At 34.0% G+C, this 19,769-nt stretch carries 13 protein-coding genes; 5 read left to right on the top strand and 8 right to left on the bottom strand.

The window, feature by feature from the left end; genetic code table 11:
* Positions 1 to 8: 8 nt before the first annotated feature.
* Entirely contained in the window at positions 9 to 1,478 is a 1,470-nt protein-coding gene (locus tag C3L50_RS04980) for a lipopolysaccharide biosynthesis protein (protein ID WP_103805038.1), read from the top strand.
* A gap of 94 nt (positions 1,479 to 1,572) precedes the next feature.
* On the opposite strand, the gene C3L50_RS04975 is transcribed toward C3L50_RS04980, so the two are convergent.
* From C3L50_RS04975 to C3L50_RS04965, 3 genes are all read right to left on the bottom strand, one after another.
* Positions 1,573 to 3,981: an alpha-ketoacid dehydrogenase subunit alpha/beta gene (locus tag C3L50_RS04975; protein ID WP_103805037.1), complete on the bottom strand. Its 2,409-nt coding sequence runs from the start codon at positions 3,979 to 3,981 to the stop codon at positions 1,573 to 1,575.
* A 194-nt stretch (positions 3,982 to 4,175) separates the two neighbouring features.
* Complete coding sequence (locus C3L50_RS04970; protein WP_317044953.1) at positions 4,176 to 7,004, bottom strand: gluzincin family metallopeptidase; 2,829 nt, start codon at positions 7,002 to 7,004, stop codon at positions 4,176 to 4,178.
* Between the two features lie 41 nt (positions 7,005 to 7,045).
* Positions 7,046 to 7,774 carry an LOG family protein gene (locus tag C3L50_RS04965; protein ID WP_103805036.1) on the bottom strand — a complete coding sequence of 243 codons (729 nt, stop codon included), beginning with the start codon at positions 7,772 to 7,774 and terminating at the stop codon, positions 7,046 to 7,048.
* 627 nt (positions 7,775 to 8,401) lie between these two features.
* Between C3L50_RS04965 and C3L50_RS04960 the strand changes: the two genes are divergently transcribed.
* Entirely contained in the window at positions 8,402 to 8,992 is a 591-nt protein-coding gene (locus tag C3L50_RS04960; RefSeq protein WP_103805035.1) for an ankyrin repeat domain-containing protein, read from the top strand.
* 176 nt (positions 8,993 to 9,168) lie between these two features.
* Here the strand turns inward: C3L50_RS04960 and C3L50_RS04955 are convergent, their stop codons facing one another.
* The 3 genes from C3L50_RS04955 to uvrA (C3L50_RS04945) all read right to left on the bottom strand — a co-directional run bounded on the left by C3L50_RS04955 (position 9,169) and on the right by uvrA (C3L50_RS04945) (position 15,911).
* Positions 9,169 to 10,059 carry an alpha/beta hydrolase gene (locus tag C3L50_RS04955; protein ID WP_103805034.1) on the bottom strand — a complete coding sequence of 297 codons (891 nt, stop codon included), beginning with the start codon at positions 10,057 to 10,059 and terminating at the stop codon, positions 9,169 to 9,171.
* Positions 10,060 to 10,244: 185 nt separating this feature from the next.
* A complete protein-coding gene (gene uvrA / locus C3L50_RS04950; protein ID WP_103805033.1) occupies positions 10,245 to 13,076 on the bottom strand; it encodes an excinuclease ABC subunit UvrA in 2,832 nt (943 codons plus the stop codon).
* Positions 13,077 to 13,121: 45 nt separating this feature from the next.
* Positions 13,122 to 15,911: an excinuclease ABC subunit UvrA gene (uvrA, locus tag C3L50_RS04945; protein ID WP_103805032.1), complete on the bottom strand. Its 2,790-nt coding sequence runs from the start codon at positions 15,909 to 15,911 to the stop codon at positions 13,122 to 13,124.
* 308 nt (positions 15,912 to 16,219) lie between these two features.
* Between uvrA (C3L50_RS04945) and C3L50_RS04940 the strand changes: the two genes are divergently transcribed.
* Together C3L50_RS04940 and C3L50_RS16275 are read left to right on the top strand one after the other, a co-directional pair.
* Positions 16,220 to 16,804: an RNA polymerase sigma factor gene (locus C3L50_RS04940; RefSeq protein ID WP_103805031.1), complete on the top strand. Its 585-nt coding sequence runs from the start codon at positions 16,220 to 16,222 to the stop codon at positions 16,802 to 16,804.
* 52 nt (positions 16,805 to 16,856) lie between these two features.
* The gene (locus C3L50_RS16275) at positions 16,857 to 17,000 is read left to right on the top strand and encodes a hypothetical protein (RefSeq protein WP_165783972.1); all 144 of its coding nucleotides are present in this window, start codon (positions 16,857 to 16,859) and stop codon (positions 16,998 to 17,000) included.
* Positions 17,001 to 17,015: 15 nt separating this feature from the next.
* Here the strand turns inward: C3L50_RS16275 and C3L50_RS04935 are convergent, their stop codons facing one another.
* Positions 17,016 to 17,675 carry an endonuclease III domain-containing protein gene (locus tag C3L50_RS04935; RefSeq protein WP_103805030.1) on the bottom strand — a complete coding sequence of 220 codons (660 nt, stop codon included), beginning with the start codon at positions 17,673 to 17,675 and terminating at the stop codon, positions 17,016 to 17,018.
* Positions 17,676 to 17,742: 67 nt separating this feature from the next.
* Here C3L50_RS04935 and bcp point away from each other — a divergent pair, with 67 nt between their 5' ends.
* Positions 17,743 to 18,195, top strand: a complete 453-nt coding sequence (gene bcp / locus C3L50_RS04930) for a thioredoxin-dependent thiol peroxidase (protein ID WP_103805029.1) — start codon at positions 17,743 to 17,745, stop codon at positions 18,193 to 18,195.
* Positions 18,196 to 18,256: 61 nt separating this feature from the next.
* On the opposite strand, the gene C3L50_RS04925 is transcribed toward bcp, so the two are convergent.
* Positions 18,257 to 19,720 carry a nicotinate-nucleotide adenylyltransferase gene (locus tag C3L50_RS04925; RefSeq protein WP_103805028.1) on the bottom strand — a complete coding sequence of 488 codons (1,464 nt, stop codon included), beginning with the start codon at positions 19,718 to 19,720 and terminating at the stop codon, positions 18,257 to 18,259.
* Between the last annotated feature and the right edge of the window lie 49 nt (positions 19,721 to 19,769).

The raw sequence follows: 19,769 nt of genomic DNA, 5'->3' as shown, positions 1-19,769 counted from the left end.
CCTCATAAATGGGAATAGTATTAAATCAGTCGTTCAAAAACACAATAATAACCTACATCGGTTTTGCGATTGGAGGAATCAATACCATTTATTTGTATCCTGTTTTTCTTGGTGCAACTTATTATGGGTTAACAAATTATATCACTTCGAGCGCCAATGTAATTATGCCCTTGTTTGCTATTGGGATGCAAAATACTTTGGTTAAGTTTTATTCGCAATACGAAACAGAGGCCGAGCGAAACCGCTTTTTATCTTTTACCGTTTTGTTTCCTTTGCTATTGATTATCCCTTTACTTTTCATAGGGTTTTTGTTTCAAGATGAAATTTTATTCTTTTTGTCGAAAAAGAATGCAGTAGTCAAAAACTATATTTGGTTAATCCCTTTTATAGGTTTATGTATGGCCTATTTCGAAATATTTTATGCTTGGTTGCGAGTGCATATGCATTCGGTTTTTGGGAATTTCATCAAAGAAGTGGGTTTGCGAACCGCTTCCTTGTTTTTGTTGATGGGAGTATATTTTCATTGGATTACCGTCGAAGGCTTTGTTTATGCAACTGCTGTTGTTTATCTTATTGCGCTTTTGGTAACCATGTTTTATGCTTTTAGCATTCAAAAACCTAATTTTCAGTTTACAATTCCAGTGAATACTAAAGATATTTTAACCTATACTTTTTATATTATTTTGTCTGGAAGTGTGGCTAATTTGCTTTTGGACGGCGATAAGATGATTTTGAATCAATATATGAATATCGAAAACATCGCATTTTACTCAGTGGCAACTTATATTGCTTTGGTGATTTCGGTTCCAAGTCGTGCGATGCATCAAATTGTGTATCCGATTACCGCAAAATTAATGCACGAAAACAAGCACGACGAAATGAATATCTTGTATAAAAAAACTTCAATTAACCTTCAAATGGTTGGAGGATATGTAATGTTGGGAATTTTTGTGAATATCAATATGCTATACAAAATGGTTCCACCCGAATATGCTGGAGGGATTATGGTGGTGTTTATGATTGGTTTGTCTAAATATTTCGATTTGATTTTGGGAAATAATAATGCCATTATCTTTAACACAAAATACTATCGGACCGTATTGTTTTTAGGGGTTCTTTTGGTGATTTTAACCGTTGGATTAAATATGATATTTATTCCGCTTTATGGAATTATTGGTTCGGCATTTGCTACTTTATTATCCATTACGATGTACAGTTTGGCCAAATTAGTTTTCGTGGTTAAGAAATTAGATTTGTATCCTTTTACCAAACAAACCATGTATTCATTGATACTGACGTTTGTTTTGTTTGTTGCTTTTTATGTTTGGGATTTTCCTTTTAATCCAATAATCTCAATTATTTTAAAATCGATATTGCTAACGGTTGCTTATGTCTATCTCAATTATAGATTTGTAATTTCTACCGAAATAAATGAGGTTATGGACAAGTATCTTAAAAAATTTAAGATTATAAAGTAGTTTTTTAGCATTCGATTAAAATAGAAAACCCATTACTAAAGTAAGCTAGAAAACTTAATTTAGTAATGGGTTTTAATTATTTGAGAACTATTTTCTAATACAAAGCTGGATATTTCGAAGGGTTTACTTCATTCATCATAGCATATACTTTTTCGAAAACATCTTCGATAGAAGGTTTAGAGAAATAATCGCCATCCGTTCCATATGCTGGTCTGTGTGGTTTGGCAGTTAGAGTTTGAGGTTTGCTGTCTAAATAGCTGTAACCGTTTTGGGTTTCGATAATTTCTTGCAAAATATAGGCTGATGCTCCACCCGGAACATCTTCGTCAATGATTAGCAATCGATTGGTTTTGGTGATACTTTTCACAATATCGTGATGAACATCAAATGGTAGTAAGGATTGGATGTCAATTATTTCACAATCGATACCTACTTCTATTAGTTCTTTTGCAGCTGCTTCTACTAATCTCAAAGTTGATCCATAAGAAACTAAAGTAATATCTTTTCCTTCTTTTAAGGTTTCAACCACACCAATTGGTGTTTTAAATTCGCCATAATTCAATGGCATTTTTTCTTTTAATCGGTAGCCATTTAAACATTCGATTACTAGAGCTGGTTCGTCGCATTCTAACAAACTGTTATAAAATCCAGCTGCTTTGGTCATATTTCTTGGAACCAAAATGTGAATTCCTCTAAGCGCATTGATTAACATTCCCATAGGGGAACCTGAATGCCAAATTCCTTCTAATCGATGTCCACGAGTTCTAATAATTAGTGGTGCTTTTTGTTTTCCAAGAGTTCGGTATTGTAAAGTGGCCAAGTCATCGCTCAAAATTTGAACGCCATATAATAAATAATCTAAATATTGAATTTCGGCAATGGGGCGTAGGCCTCGCAAAGCCATTCCAATTCCTTGACCAATAATAGAGGCTTCTCTAATTCCAACATCGGCAACTCGAGTTTCTCCAAATTTCTCTTGCAATCCAACCAATCCTTGATTGACATCGCCAATGCTTCCTGCGTCTTCGCCAAAAATTAAAACTTCTGGATATTTTGTGAAAAGTTCATTGAAATTGTCTCGCAAAATCATTCTACCATCCGTATCTTCTTTTGCGTTTTCTTCATATTGAGGTAAAACTTCTTTTACCGAAAACACATTCAAATTAGATTCTGAAAATAAAGATTTGCTAAATTTAGGTTGATTTTTTTCAAAGTAAGCAGTAATCCAATTTGATAATTCCACTTTGCTTTCTTCATTAATAATGAGTCGTAAAATTTTTCGAGCAGTACTAAGAATTTCCTTTTTTAAAGGCGCTTTTATGTTGCTTAAATTTGTTTTATATTTATGAATTCGATCACTATTTTTGCTTGTTGGACCAATTTTTTCTAATAATTGAACTAGGCTTTGTTGCTCTTCTATTATTGGGTTGATAAAGGCGCTCCAGGCTGTTTTTTTAGCTTCGAGAACTTCTTTTCTTATGATTTGGTCTATTTCTTCAAGTTCTTCTGGAGAAGCTATATTAATGGCTATCATCCACAATTTCATTTGACGAATACAATCAAATTCTTTTTCCCAATTCAATCGATTTTCGTCTTTGTATCTTTCGTGCGAACCAGAACTTGAATGTCCTTGAGGTTGTGTGAGTTGAGTAACGTGAATAAGAACTGGAACGTGATGTTCACGAGCTAAATCGGATGCTTTTTGATAGGTTTCAATCAAACTTGGATAATCCCAACCTTGTACTTTTAATATTTCGAAACCATTGTTATTTTCATCTCTTTGGTATCCTTTTAAAATTTCGGAGATGCTTTCTTTTGTGGTTTGGTGTTTGGCATGAACAGAAATTCCATAATCATCATCCCAAACGCTCAAAATAATTGGAACTTGTAGCACACCAGCTGCATTTATGGTTTCAAAAAAGATACCTTCGGATGTGCTTGCATTGCCAATAGTTCCCCAAGAAATTTCATTTCCGCCGTTCGAAAAATTGGATTTATTGGCCAATTCGGGAATGCTTCGGTATATATTTGATGCTTGAGCTAAACCTAACATTCTTGGCATTTGCGCGGCTGTTGGCGAAATGTCAGCGCTAGAGTTTTTTTGTTGTGTTAAATCTTTCCAACTGCCATCTTCATTTAAACTATGTGTTACAAAATGACCACCCATTTGCCTTCCAGCTGACATGGGTTCCTGAGAAATATCGGTATGACCATATAATCCGGCAAAGAATTGTTGAGGTGTAAATTGATCAATTGCCATCATAAAAGTTTGATCGCGATAATAACCAGATCGGAAATCACCGTTTTGAAAAAACTTTGCCATTGCTAATTGAGGAACTTCTTTTCCGTCGCCAAAAATTCCGAATTTGGCTTTTCCGGTCAATACTTCTTTGCGCCCTAATAAACTGCATTCTCTACTTGTAATTGCAATTTTGTAGTCTTTCAAAACTTCGGTTTTGAAGTCTTCAAAGGTCAGGGTTGAATTGGCTTTTTCTTTTATCATATGTATAAGAAGTATATATTACGGCAAATTTACTTAAAAAACTAGTTATTTTCATAATTCATTATAAGAAATAGAATTTAATTTTTAATAATTAATTTTTAAAAACAGCTGTTTTGAATATGTAATATTTATGTAAATATATAAAAAAATGATAATAATATAAAACTATCTGAAATAAGCGTTGATAAATCTAATTAAAACCATTTTCTGGTAAATAGTTGGATAAATTTATCAGGATTGAGCGTGATTACAAATCGAATTTTTTCATTGTAATTGGGTTGCGAAATTTCCCATCCTTTATTGGAGTATATTGGAAAAAACAATTCAAAATAATCGGTTAGTAAATTGAGTCGAATACCACCATCATAACAAAATTTTTCTTTTTGTTGACTGTTTTTTACCAACCCGATATCGCCATAGGCTTCTATCCAATTCCAGATAGAATAACTTCCGTTTAAAGTCGTCATCCATTGATTGGCATAAGGTGTGTTTAATTTGGATTTGAATCCTCCTTCGGCCAATATAAATTCTTGGCTTACAATTCCAGTACTTGATGATCTTCCTAGATAGGCGTAATCAAATAGATAATCGGTTGGTCGGTCTAAGGCAAAACTATAAAAGTCAGAATTGCTTTTGTTGTATGTAAAAACTCCTGCGTACAATCGAAGATTAAGCTGGCGATTGTCTTCATATAGTTTTCGATATTGCACTTCACTAGAGATTTTTCCAAATTTACCCGAAAACTGGACATCACCCATAAAACTAATGTGATTGGTAAGTTCGGTTCTGGAATTGACATATTTAGCATCAAAAACTGAATAATCTTGAAGTGAACTGTCCACAACAATGTCGCTTTGCTGTCGATTGATGATTACTTGACGAAAAAGCAGTAGTTGTTTTCTATTGTCTCTGTAATTTTCATTGCGAATTTGCATCAACATCATGGGGTTTATTTTCAAATAAGTCGCATCGGGTGCATAATGAAAATAGTTGCCACTAATGGAATATCGTACATTAAATAAATTACTATCTCTGTAATCTTTATTGATCATAAAAATAGCCGATCCTGTTAGTGTTTTCGATTTTAAAGCATAGGTCGGATTGATGTCATATAAAAAAGGACGATTTAAAATAGCTCGATTGTGAAAACGCATTCCTGGAGAAAATCCATCATATACATTATAAGTTAATATGGGGGCATAAATAACTTGATTGTAAAATGGATCTTCCAAATCTTTGATTAAAGCAAATTTTATGGGGCGATTATTAGGAAAAAGTCCTTCTAGTTTCTTCCAGTTATTTCTTAAATTGAATTCTGGAACTTCATTTTTATAATTGATGACAATCTTATTGGCCTGATGTCTTTCAAAGGTGTAAATACTATCATTTTTTTGGGGATCTAACCATTTTTTAAAAACAATAGTATCGTTCTTTAATCCATAAATGGGCATTGGAACAGCAACTCCTGTTCTATTTTTCAAAGAAAATGAAATACTATCTTTGCTTTTTGACACATCCGAAAATTTATAATCAATAATGTCTCGGGAATGAATAATGGTTTTAAAAAACCAATTAATATCTTTGTTTGTTACTGATTTTAGTAGGGTTTCAAAATCATTTTCAGTGGTTTGTCCTATAGCATTTCGATTGTTAAATTGCTGAATACTATTGGCTACTGAGCCATTTCCAAGATAGTTGTCAAGATAAATAAAACTCAATCCTGCCCTATATTTACTGGCAATTTGCTCGTTAAATTTTATTAAAGTGTTTTTGGGAGCTCCAAGGGGTTGATCTAAGTTTTTTCGAGCCATTAGCAAATAAAAATAACTAAATTGCTCGTTGAAATCTAGATTTAAAAGATGGTATCCTTTGAATAATTTATAATTAGAAATATTTCCAGTCATCTTACAATCAGGATAATTTTCTTTCATATATTCCATCATTGCATACACCTGAATTCCATCGAAAATCCAGTTGTCTTTTCTGGGATCTAACTTCAAATTGTTTTTGAGGTAATTATTCAAATAGGTTTTCAAAAATTTAATTTCAAACAGAAATTCATCGGGGAAAGGTACCATGAAAGCAGGCATTTGATTCAATCCATAAAAAGGATTTCGATCATAATCGGCTTGCGAAACCGTGATTTTTTCAGTGTGCGATTCTCCAATTAAAGTATTGGTGAAATTTACCACTCTATCAATTGCAATTGCTTTTTGAATTTCATCAGCCTTATAACCTCTAAGATTGGTTTCAACTTCAACCAAATTGTTTTTGAAGCTACGAAAACTTGTTTTGGGTTCTAAAAAAATACTAAAATCGGTTCTGTTTTTCCCGTTGAGTTTGTGAATAGAAAAATTCTCGATTGGAGTTGTTTTTTCTTCGTCCAAATCCGTTGTTAATTCAATGTTTTTTGGAATTCTAAATAGAATGTCAAAATTAGAAACAGCATTGGCAATGTCGTCTAAATTGAGATTACTGTTTTTTACAAAAGAATGATTCTCATAGCGTGCAGGAGTAAGAAACCAGTTTCTTAGATACATTCCACCTCTTTCGGTATAGCCATAATGAGTAAATTTATCACTTGGGACTTTAATGATGTAAGTAAAATGCAATACAATTTTTTGATTTGGAGCTAGTTTTTTATCTAATTGTACAATAATTATATCAGGATTTTTTTCGGTTCTTTCCCAAAAAAGGTTCTTCTTATCAGCAGTTGCAATGTTTAAATTAGTGGTATTTCCACGTTCTTTTTCGGAAGCCAAATGAAATCCTCTGTAAAACTCGTCCGAAAAACGTTTTGCCAAAGGAGTTGTTTTTGAGGAATAGGCATTGTTCCAATCATTCAAAACTATCGAAGTCAAAGTATCTTCCGATTGATTGAAAAACTCTATTTCCTGTAGAACAGTTAGGGTTTTGTGTTCCATATTAACTTCTACATCAATCTGAGAATGATGTTGCCCGTATTGTTTCGCATACGCAAAAAACAAAAGAACAAATAAGAAGTTTTTATAGAATGATTTCAAGGTTTGAGGCTAAATTTTGAAATAATTTTTCAGAGGTGTAATTAGAAATTAGGCGACAAATCATATTTTTTGTAGAATTTATCCAAAACAGCAAGAGCCTCATCTTCGGTATCTACAATTTTAAATAAATCCAAATCAGTAGCATTAATTGTTTTTTCTTCTTCTACTAAAACTTTTTTCATCCATTCGATCAATCCAGACCAATAGGTGGTTCCTACTAATATTATCGGGAATTTTCCAATTTTTTTGGTTTGAATTAAAGTCAATGCCTCAAACATTTCGTCCAAAGTGCCAAAACCGCCTGGCATTACCACAAATCCTTGCGAATATTTCACAAACATCACTTTTCTAACAAAGAAATAATCAAAATTCAGGTTTTTGTCGTGGTCAATATACGGATTGAAATGTTGCTCAAAAGGCAATTCAATATTCAATCCCACCGATGTTCCTCCGCCCAAATGGGCTCCTTTATTTCCCGCTTCCATAATTCCTGGACCGCCACCAGTAATGATGCCATATCCTGCTTTGCTTATTTTGTAGGCAATTTTTTCTGCCAATTGATAATATTTGTCTTCTGGTTTTATGCGCGCCGATCCAAAAATAGTTACACAAGGACCAATTCGTCCCATTGTTTCATAACCATTTACAAACTCGGACATAATTTTGAAAATTCCCCAACTATCATTGGTTCGAATCTCGTTCCAGGTTTTTCTTTTAAATTTATTTTGGATTACCTTATCCTCGTCGTTGTCAAAATCTTCTAGTCTCATTTTATATTTATTAAACTTTTATTATTCTTTCCTTTTAAAGTCTAAAGAAAGATTTTGTAATCTTAAGGAGGATATTTCAGACTTCTGTGCTAAAGTAATTCTTTTTTCAAAAAATGTGAAGCAATGCTTTTTTAATTTCTAATCAATTTCTTAGAAATTCTACTATTTATTCGTCCGATTACAATAAAAGAAGGCAATAAAACTCAAGGTATTTGATGCCTAAGTTTTGAGTTATTCTTAATTTACATCCAATCGAACCACTTTTTCTTTTTTAAAATGCTAATTATTAACTAAAAATAGCACAAAAAATCAAATAATGATGTTTTTCTTAATAGATTAATTTCAAGAAATAACTATTGATATGAATAAAGAATAAAAATAGGTTTTTAAGTAAATTTTTTTGATGTTTTTTTTGGAGTCAAACCTTTAATAATTGTATATTTGATAAAAAATTAAATGTATAGAATGTCTTTTTTGTGATATATTCAAAATAAGTTGATATTTTTATTAATTTCACATTTCAATGTTTTTAAGAAATACCGGCTAATAAGAATATTTACAGATATTAATAGAATTAAGATACTTTCAAACATTAAAAAAAATAATAATAATTTAAATGCAATTACAATGAAAAATTTTATCGTTTATTTAGGAATTACTTTAATGGCTTTTACTAGTGTGTCATTGGCTTCTAATACTAATAGTATTGGCAATCAAAAAAAACTGAATGTATTTTCAGAAACCCCATCAACTTTAGCTATAGCGATTAGTAAAGGAGAAATTGAAACTGTTAAACAGTTAATTGAAAGCGGTACGAAAGTCAACAAAAAATTAAATGGAATGACGCCCTTAATGTACGCTGCTCGTTATAATAAAGTAGAAATTATAAAATACTTATTGCAAAAAGGCGCAGACCGTAACATTGAAGATAGTCAGGGATTTACCGCATTGAACTATGCTGAGTTATCAAATGCTTATGAAGCAATTGCAGTTTTGAAATCATTGCCTGTTTATAATCAAGCTACTTTATCGATGGATTATGACACTGCTTTTATGGATTCTGATTCAGTTTTATTTGTTCAATCCAAAAAAACTATTGATGAAATTATTGCTGAAGACGAAAAAATTATTGAAAGTACTGGTTTCGATGATATTCAGCCGTTAGATTTCAAAATGATTAATGAAAAATCGGTTTTAGATAATCATATTAATTCTTAAGACATTTTATTTAGTTGTCTTTGTAATATTAAAGCGAATTGGCTTGGGTGAAGTGTCGTTTCACCAATGAAAAGCACCATTATGGGATATAATGATGCTTTTTTTTATGTTTAAAAATTATTTTATTGGTTCTTTAAATATTGAACTAATATTTTTTCTCAATATCTTTTTTAGGGTTATTTGTTATAAATATCTAATATCCAATTATAAAAACTGTCTTTCCACATTCCGACAGAATGGCCTTCGTCATACGCTAATCCAAAACCGTGATCTCCTTTAGAATAAACGTGTAATTCTGATTTATCAACTTGCTCCACAACAGCCGACAAAAAAGGAAGTGCTCGTTGTAATTTCCATTTTTTATCATCTCTTGCAATTGCCATAAAAAACGGAGGAAGAGCGGATTTGTCTTTTACACTTTCCAATAATTTTAATCGGTCTCCAGCATATATTAAACCTGTAAAAGCTGGTTTCCAAGGTAGATTTTTACTAACACTTGTAAAAGTTAAATATTCAGCCATAAAGCCGCCTGCCGAAAAACCGAGGACGCCTATTTTATCCTTATCGAATTTTAATTTTTCTGCCATTCCCATCATCGTCATAACACTTGCGTTAATGTCTATTTTTAAGGCATCATCAAAATAAGTTTCCATCGGAATGATGTATTTTCCTTTTTCGTCTTTTGAATTGGTTCGGTATTTTACTACCATACAACTGATTCCTTGTGCAGAAAGCCATAGAGCCAAATCAGTTCCTTCTTTATCTAGCCAATTGGTGTGAAAACCGCCACCAGGAAGAATAATAACAGCAACGTGTTTATTATTCGATTCCCCAGCTGGGAATAACATATACGTTGGTTCAGAAATATTTCTGAAAACACGGTCTTTTTGGGATAACGAACCTTTTTTTACGAGAGAATCTGCAAAAGTTTCTTTTTGTTCGTGGGTAATTGGATTGTCTTTTATTCCGTTCGGGAAAAGAGGCATTTCTTTAGGAAGCTCTTGTCCCAAAACTAAAATACTTTGTAAAAGAAACGCTAAAAATAGTACTGATTTTGTTTTTTTCATCGTGTAAAAGTGTTGGTTGATTTTACTGTCTTTGATTCAACCAAATATATCAAAAAAGAGAATAGTAGAATTAGTATCAGAAAAATAATGTAAAATTAGTTTTTATGATGGAAATGTAGTTTTTGTTTTTTGCAACTTCTTCTGGAATTCATTCTTATTTGACTTCCCCTCCAGAGGAGGGAAATTTACGCCAACTCTTTCTTCAAAAACTTCGCCGTATAGCTTTTTTTATTTTTGGCTATTTCTTCGGGAGTTCCTTTGGCAACTACTTCACCACCTCCTTTTCCGCCTTCAGGACCAATATCAATGATGTAATCAGCTAGTTTGATTACGTCCATATTGTGTTCGATAATTAAAATCGTATTGCCTTTGTCAACTAATTTATTAATAACTTCCATCAAAACCCGAATGTCTTCGAAATGTAATCCGGTTGTGGGTTCATCCAGAATATAAAACGTATTACCAGTATCTTTTTTAGATAATTCTCCAGCCAGTTTGATACGTTGTGCTTCGCCGCCAGAAAGTGTGGTACTTTGTTGTCCAAGAGTAATATATCCCAAACCGACATCCTGAATCGTTTTTACTTTTCGGTAAATTTTTGGAATGTTTTCAAAGAAAGGAACCGCTTCGTCTATGGTCATATTCAAGACATCCGAAATGGATTTTCCTTTGTAACGAATCTCCAAAGTTTCTCGGTTGAAACGTTTTCCCTGACAGGTTTCGCATTCTACATATACATCGGGCAAGAAGTTCATTTCAATGGTTCGCACTCCCGAACCTTCGCAGGTTTCGCAACGGCCGCCTTTTACATTGAAACTAAAACGTCCTGCCTTATAACCCCGAATCATACTTTCGGAAGTCATAGTAAACAGATTTCTGATTTCAGAGAAAACCTCGGTATAAGTCGCTGGATTCGAACGTGGTGTTCTTCCAATCGGGCTTTGGTCAATATCAATTACTTTATCGATATGTTCCAAGCCTTCAATTTTCTTATAAGGCTGTGGTTTTTTGACGCCATTAAAATAATAAGCGTTCAAAATAGGGTAGAGGGTTTCGTTAATCAAAGTCGATTTTCCGCTTCCTGAAACGCCCGTCACACAAGTCAATTGTCCTAACGGAACTTCTATCGTAACATTTTTTAAGTTATTTCCAGTTGCTCCCGAAAGTTTTAAGAACTTTCCGTTTCCTTCCCGGCACTTTTTGGGAATCTCCAATTTCATTTTTCCATTCAGATATTGAGCGGTAATCGTGTTGGATTTCAAAGTTTCGTCTGGCGTTCCAATGCTGATGATTTCGCCACCATATTTTCCTGCTTTTGGTCCAATATCAATAACATAATCGGCTTGTTCGATCATATCTTTATCGTGTTCGACTACAATAACCGAGTTGCCAATGTCGCGCAATTGCTCCAAAGAATGAATTAGTTTTTCATTGTCTCTTTGGTGCAAACCAATGCTGGGTTCATCCAGAATATACAAAACCCCAACCAACTGCGAACCAATTTGAGTCGCCAATCGAATGCGTTGTGCCTCGCCACCCGAAAGCGATTTGGAACTTCTGCTTAAAGCCAAATAATTCAAACCTACGTTCATCAAAAATGCTAATCTGTCTTTGATTTCCTTGATCACTTCGGTGGCAATTGTTTTTTGTTTTTCGGATAAATGATTGTCCAAATCCAGAAACCAAGCCGTTACATCCGAAATATCCATATCACACAATTCGGCGATATTTTTTTCATTGACCTTGAAAAATAACGCTTCTTTTTTCAATCGAGAACCTTCGCAAACGGGACATTTAACTTCATCCATAAAATCTTTTGCCCAACGTTTTATGGTTGCAGAACCGCTTTCATCATATTGATTTTTGATAAAATGGGAGATTCCTTCAAATTCAATTTTATATTCTTTGGTAATACCCAAAACTTTCGATTCGACCGAGAATTTCTCTTTGCCACCGTTCAAAATCATTTCCATAGCTTCTTCGGAAATTGTTTCGACAGCATCCGTTAATTTAAAGTTGTATTTCTCGCCAATTATTTCCAGCTGTTTGAAAATCCAGCTGCTTTTGTATTCGCCCAAAGGTGCAAAACCGCCACTTTTTATGGATAGTTTCGGATTAGGAATGATTTTTTTGATGTTGATTTCGTTTACGGTTCCCAAACCTTTGCAATGTTCACAAGCTCCTTTTGGAGAATTGAACGAAAACAAATTCGGTTCCGGATTTTGATACGAAATTCCTGTTGAAGGACACATTAGATTCCGGCTGAAAAATCGAATTTCATCAGTATCCTGATCTAAAATCATTAAAACATTTTCACCCTGATACATCGCAGTTTTGATGCTTTCAGTCAGACGTTTTTCATTATCGGGAGTATCCTCAATAACCATTCTGTCAATCACGATTTCGATGTCGTGGGTTTTGTAACGGTCGAGTTTCATTCCAGTGGTAATATCTTTAATCTCGCCATTGATGCGGACTTTCAGAAAACCTTGTTTGGCAATTTGCTGGAATAATTCGGCATAATGTCCTTTTCTTGCTCGAATAATTGGAGCTAGAATATTAATTCGTTTTCCTGCAAAATTTTTTGTGATTAATTCTTTGATTTGATCATCGTCATAGGAAACCATTTTTTCGCCTGTGTTGTAACTGTAGGCATCGGCGGCACGAGCATACAACAAACGCAGGAAATCATAAATTTCAGTAATCGTTCCAACAGTCGAACGTGGACTTTTGCTCGTGGTTTTTTGTTCGATGGCAATAACGGGCGAAAGTCCGTCAATTTTATCCACATCGGGACGTTCCAAACCACCGAGGAATTGTCTGGCATAAGCTGAAAATGTTTCTACATAACGGCGTTGTCCTTCGGCATAAATCGTGTCGAAAGCCAAAGATGATTTTCCGGAACCCGAAAGTCCGGTAATTACTACCAGTTTTTCTCTCGGAATTTTTACGTCTATATTTTTCAGATTGTGCACTCTCGCACCCAATACTTCAATGTTGTTGTCGTTTTCTAGCATACTATTTTTCAATTTCGAATCGATAGAAATTGTATTTTTTTGTTTTTATAACTTCTCCTTCAAATACTTCGCAGTAACCGATTTTTTTATTTTCAGGATTTCTTCGGGAGTACCTTCGGCGAGTAATAGTCCGCCGTTTTCGCCGCCTTCAGGACCCAAATCAATAATCCAGTCTGCACATTTTATTAAATCTAAATTGTGTTCTATTACTAAGATAGAATGCCCTTTATCAATCAAAGCATCAAATGAAGCCAGAAGTTTTTTGATATCGTGAAAATGCAATCCGGTTGTAGGTTCATCAAAAACGAAAAGTGCTTTTTCTTTCGTAGCCCCTTTGACCAGAAACGAAGCCAATTTGATACGCTGAGCTTCCCCACCAGAAAGGGTAGAAGAGGATTGTCCTAGCTGAACATAACCCAAACCGACATCTTGCAAAGGCTGTAGTTTTTGTATAATCTTGGTTTGTTTATTAGCCGTAAAAAACGCAATCGAATCATCAACAGTCATTGTCAGAATATCGTGAATATTTTTACCATCGAAAGCAACTTCCAAAACTTCTTTCTTGAATCGTTTGCCGTTGCAGGTTTCGCAATGCAATTGTACATCAGCCATAAAAACCATTTCAACATTGATGGTTCCTTCGCCTTTGCAGGTTTCGCAACGACCTCCGTCCACGTTAAAGGAGAAATGTTTGGCCTGATAACCTCTGATTTTGGATAGTTTTTCTTTGGCAAACAAATCCCGAATATCATCATAGGCTTTGATATAAGTAACTGGATTTGAACGAGAACTTCGTCCAATTGGGTTTTGATCTACATATTCAATATGCTGAATTTTGTGGTAATAGCCACGCATTTCTGTGAATTGACCAGCCTTTTCGGTTGTCGCTCCATCCAGCTTTTTCTGCATTGCTGGAAACAGAATTTTTTTGACTAACGTACTTTTTCCACTTCCTGAAACTCCCGTAATTACGGTCAAACATTCCAAAGGAAATTTGACGTCTATGTTTTGTAAATTATTCTCTCTTGCCCCCAGAATTTCAATATAATTGCTCCATTTTCGGCGAATGCGAGGTGTTTTGATTTCCAATTCGCCATTCAAATATTTTGCTGTCAAAGAAGTCGATTTTAAGATTTCGTTGAACGTTCCTTGAGCGACCAATTCTCCACCAAAAGTTCCTGCTTCTGGACCAATATCAATAATCATATCCGCGGCTTTCATAATATCTTCATCGTGTTCGACCACAATAACGGTATTGCCTAAATCCCGCAAAGACAGTAAAACTTTGATTAATCTTTCGGTGTCCTTTGGGTGCAAACCAATACTTGGTTCGTCCAAAATATACATAGAACCCACCAGACTGCTTCCTAAAGAAGTCGCCAGATTGATACGCTGAGATTCTCCACCCGAAAGTGTTGCCGAATTTCTATTCAAAGTCAAATAATCTAAACCTACTTCGGTTAAAAACGATAAACGGTTGTTGATTTCGACTAATAATCGTTTGGCAATTTGTTGTTCATAGACATCCAAATCGATGTTTTTGAAGAACGTAACCAAATGTTTAATCGGCAAATCAACCAAATCCGAAACGGTTTTGGAATTGATTTTTACATACGAAGCTTCGATTCTCAAACGCTTTCCTTTGCAGGAATTGCATTTGGTTTTGCCACGATAACGTGACAACATTACCCGATTTTGGATTTTATAATTTTTCTCTTCCAATTCTTTGAAAAAGTCATTTAAACCTTGAAAATAACTATTTCCTGTCCAAACCAATTCTTTTTGTGCCTCCGAAAGTTCAAAAAACGGTTTGTGAATCGGGAAATCAAATTTATAGGCTTTGTTGACCAATTCGTCTCTGTACCAACTCATACTTTCGCCACGCCAAGGAAAAATGGCATTTTCAAAAATGGATAATGCTGTGTTCGGAATCACTAATTCTTCGTCAATTCCGATGATGTTTCCGTAGCCTTCACAAACCGGACAAGCGCCATAAGGATTGTTAAAACTGAATAAATGAACATTCGGTTCCAAGAAACTAATGCCGTCTAATTCGAAATTATTGCTGTACGAAAAGCGTTTATGTGTGTTTAATTCCTGTAAATAACAAATTCCTTTTCCTTCATAAAAAGCAGTTTGCACCGCATCGGCAAGGCGATTGTAGAATTCTTCTTCGTCCTTGACCACGATTCGGTCAATTATCAAAAGGATATCTTTGTTATCTAACGAATGACTTTCTAAATCATCCAAACGAGCGGTTTCATTATTGACCAATATTCTAGAAAAACCTTGATTGAGTAAGGCTTTCAATTTGTCTTCCAAAGCTCTTCCTTCTTCTAAATGGATTGGTGCAAGGAGCAACCATTTGCTGTCTGTTCCAAACTCTTTTACGTCTTTAATAACATCTGAAACCGTATTTTTTTTGACTTCTTGTCCAGAAATGGGTGAAAAAGTTCTGCCAATTCTAGCAAACAACAATTTCATATAATCGTAAATCTCGGTAGAAGTTCCTACGGTAGAACGGGCATTAGTTGTATTTACTTTTTGTTCAATAGCAATCGCAGGAGCAATTCCTTTGATGTATTCTACTTTTGGTTTGTCTAATCTCCCCAAAAATTGTCTAGCATAAGAAGACAAACTTTCTACATATCGGCGTTGCCCTTCGGCATACAAAGTATCGAAAGCTAAAGACGATTTTCCAGAACCCGAAAGTCCTGTAATTACAACTAATTTGTTTCTAGGAATCGCCACATCCACATTTTTGAGGTTGTGAACTTGTGCACCTTTGATAATGATATTTTGCTTAGGATCGAGTGTAGAAAGGTCAATTGGCATAGGAAAATTGAATTTTCACAAAAGTAATCAATTTTAAAATGAGAATTGGTATTGAACAAATCACAAATTTTAGATTTGGAATTCATTTTTTAGGCTAGCTAAACGGCTTTAGCGAAAATATAGTATGCTTTTTTGAGATTATTTTTCCTGATTTATGTTAAATTTTCAGGTTATAATTGTATATTAGGATAATTATTTGTTAAATTTGACCCAATATACAAACACAAAAAAACATTAGCCTATAGAATAGAACTACTTTTTAGAAAAAATTGCTTCAATTTTATTAAGAACACTAAAAGGTATAAACTATGGCTAGTATCGAACTCCCAGACGCTTTATTGGTAACCAAATATATTCAAGGTGACGAAAATGCTTTGACTGTATTAATCAATAGACATCAATCTAAAATTTTCGGCTTTATCTATTCGAAAATCGCAGATAGAGATATTTCGAACGATATATTTCAAGACACTTTTATTAAAGTTATCCGAACTTTAAAATCAAACTCTTATAACGAAGAAGGTAAATTCTTGCCTTGGGTGATGCGAATTGCCCACAATTTAATTATTGACCATTTCCGAAAAAACAAAAAAATGCCAATGTTTAGAGAAACAGAGGAGTTTTCTATTTTTTCGATTATGAGTGATGATTCGCTTACAATAGAAAATCAAATTATTCAAGATCAAGTAGAAGTCGATTTGAAAAAATTGATTGAAGAACTTCCTGCCGATCAAAAAGAAGTATTGGTAATGCGAATGTATCAGGATATGAGTTTCAAAGAAATATCAGAAACGACGGGTGTTAGCATCAATACCGCTTTGGGTAGAATGCGTTATGCGCTGATGAATATGCGAAAAGTGATAGACAAACATCAAATAATTTTAACGAATTGATACTAAAATGTAAATTCTTGCGTTCTAATAAAAAACTAAAATTTAGTATTATATGGCAAAAATTTACTCTAAAAAAGAATTAGTTACCCCTAAAATGAAACCTAAAAAAGAAACCATTTCTTTTTTGTTAAATTACTCCAAAGCACTGAATGTGATTAAAGTAAATGACAAAAGTTTCGAAATCATTGCAAATTAAGGAAACGTCCCGAAATCATCGGGACGTTTTTTTGTGGTATTCTTCCAAAACAGATTTTTTTCCAATAGTTCTGGTAATGATGTCTTTCTCTATATCCCAACCTCGAGCCGGAGAATATTCTCTTCCGTACCAAATCATTTGAAGATGTAAATCATTCCAAGTTTCTTCTGGAAAAATTCGTTTGGCATCTTTTTCGGTTTGGACTACATTTTTTCCGTCAGACAAATTCCATCGGTACATCAATCGGTGAATGTGTGTATCTACTGGAAAAGCAGGAACACCAAAGGCTTGCGACATCACGACACTAGCTGTTTTATGACCGACGGCTGGTAATTCTTCTAAATATTCAAAGCTTTGCGGTACTTCACCACCGTGTTTTTCAATTAAAATTTGGGATAAACCGTGAATTCCCTTCGATTTCATTGGTGATAATCCACACGGACGGATGATTTCTTTTATTTCTTCAATCGACATTTTGACCATGTCATAAGGGTTATCGGCTTTGGCAAAAAGCAAAGGTGTAATTTGATTCACCCGAACATCGGTACATTGTGCCGAAAGTAAAACAGCAACTAATAACGTGTATGGGTCTTTATGGTCTAAAGGAATTGGAATCTCGGGATACAATTCTTTTAACGTATTTATAACAAATGTTACCCGTTCTTGTTTGGTCATTTTAGTTTATTTTTGGGTACAATTTAATAACTAAACTTTTAAACACCTAAACTTATAAACCCAAATTATGACAACATTAAAAAAAGGAGATCAGGCCCCAGCATTTTTTGGAGTAGATCAAGACGGAAAATCCCATCAATTAGAAGATTATAAAGGAAAAAAATTAGTCGTTTTTTTCTATCCAAAAGCCAGTACGCCAGGTTGCACCGCCGAAGCTTGTGATTTGAGAGATAATTTTGAACGTTTCAAAGCCAATAATTATGAACTTTTGGGAGTAAGTGCCGATTCGGCAAAGGCGCAGGCAAAATTTATTGAGAAATTCCATCTTCCTTTTCCATTATTGGCAGACGAAGAAAAATCAGTGATTGAAGATTTTGGCGTTTGGGGACCTAAAAAGTTTATGGGAAGAGAGTATGATGGCATTCACAGAACAACTTTTGTCATTGATGAAAATGGAATCATCGAAGAAGTAATTTCGGATGTAAAAACCAAAGCCCACGCTGCACAGATTTTAAAATAAGATTTTAATCTAAAAGCCAAGAAAATTTACTTTCTTGGCTTTTTTATGGCAATTTTTTTGACTATTTTTTTTCCAAAAGCATATTGGGGTCATAACCAAATAATTTCTTTTTCTTGATGATCTTTGCAACACCTTCAGGCAACATAGATTCCCAGCCAAGTTTGCTTTCTCCAATCATTTTTAGAACTTCTCTAGAAAAGACCACTAGATTTTTAGGGTTGTAGTTTTCAATATCAACCACTTTTCCGTTGTATTTGAAGAATTTATATAATTCTTTCATTCTAGGATGTATTTTTAATGTTTCAGAATTTAGAATTTCTCCATTTTCGTCTATCATTGGATACAAATACACTTTCAAATCTCGATAGAATAATTTTCCAAACGCTTCTAGGATGCCACCACTTAGGTGACGATAGTATTTTTCGTCAAAAATTTCAACTAAATTATTTACGCCCATAGCCAATCCCATTCTTGCTTTGGAATATTTTGCGAAATATTCAACTACTTTATAATATTCTTGAAAATTCGAAATCATTACTGTTTGTCCTAATGAACATAGCAATTGAGCTCTATCCATAAAATCTTTTTCATCGATTTCGCCATCAGAACGTAAGTTGGACAATGTAATTTCGAAGATGACCAATGTGTTATCAGGATTAACTTTTTGTTCATTCAAAAACATCTTCAACGATTCCTCGTACATATCCATATTCACCTTTGTTACGGGACGGAAACTTCCACGAATCGCAAGTATATTTTTTTTGTACAAAATTGCTGCGGGTAATATATTTTTGCCTTCGGGGTCGAAAATTACGGCATCAGTCATTCCGTTTTTAACTAATTGCAAACTCATTAAACGATTGTCAACATTTGCAAAACGAGGACCAGAAAAGTTGATAGTGTCTATTTCGAGTTGGTCTTTATCAAGGTGATCATACAAATAGCGCAATAAATGTTTAGGATTATTGTACTTATAAAATGCACCATAAATTAAATTTACACCAAGAATACCAAGGGTTTCTTGTTGCAAACGAACATCGGTTTCTTTAAATCGAATGTGTAGAATGATCTCATTATATTCTTCTTCAGGCTCTAATTGATATTTTATTCCAACCCAGCCATGTCCTTTGAATTGCTTCGCAAAGTCAATGGTAGCAACGGTATTGGCATAACTGAAAAATATTTTATTGGGATGCTTTTTCCTGCTCAATCGTTTTTCGATTAAACCAGCTTCGTGGGTCAGAATTTTTTTGAGACGGCTTTCTGTAACATAGCGTCCGTCTTCTTCGACCCCGTAAATTGCATCGCTAAAATCTTTGTCGTAGGCTGACATTGCTTTTGCAATTGTTCCTGACGATCCTCCAGCTCTAAAGAAATGCCTTACAGTTTCTTGCCCAGCACCAATTTCAGAAAAAGTTCCGTATATATTTTCATTCAAATTGATACGAAGCGCTTTGTCCTTTAAAGAAGGAATTTGTTCGATGACTTTGTCACCTTTCAATTTAATTTCGGTGTCTCTTTTCATAAAGAAATCGCTGTTTTGGTGCAAAGTTAATAAAAAATGTTTCTAAATG

Source organism: Flavobacterium alvei (assembly GCF_002920895.1).
In the GTDB taxonomy this organism is placed as follows: Bacteria; Bacteroidota; Bacteroidia; order Flavobacteriales; family Flavobacteriaceae; genus Flavobacterium; species Flavobacterium alvei.
This window is presented reverse-complemented; position numbering and strand designations above follow the sequence as displayed.